The sequence below is a fragment of the Acidisphaera sp. L21 genome (assembly GCF_009765685.1).
Classification (GTDB): Bacteria; Pseudomonadota; Alphaproteobacteria; order Acetobacterales; family Acetobacteraceae; genus LMUY01.
The window spans coordinates 1-301 of the sequence record NZ_LMUY01000148.1; the positions used below are offsets into that span (position 1 = coordinate 1).

Genomic DNA, 301 nt, shown 5'->3' on the forward strand with positions numbered 1-301 from the left:
CCGACCACCCCGGGCGGGAACGGGCAGCTGATTGAGGTCGCCTGTTGGAGCCACTTCCGCCGCAAGCTCTACGACGTGCATCACGCGACAGCGTCCCCGATCGCGCTCGAGGCTTTGGAGCAGATCGCTGCGCTGTTCGTTGTCGAAAGCAGCGTCAACGGCGTCGCGCCCGAGCGACGCCGCGCCGTGCGAGCCGAGCATGCCGCGCCGCTGTTGGATCAACTGAAGACGTTCCTGGACACCTCGCTCAACAAGATCAGCGGCAAGAGCGACTTGGCCAAGGCGATCCGCTACGCGCTGT

General features: G+C 65.8%; 1 protein-coding gene. It reads left to right on the plus strand.

Annotated features, from left to right (window positions below):
• A partial coding sequence (locus GSQ76_RS28360) for a transposase (RefSeq protein ID WP_158747443.1) occupies nt 1-301 on the plus strand: 301 nt, incomplete at both ends.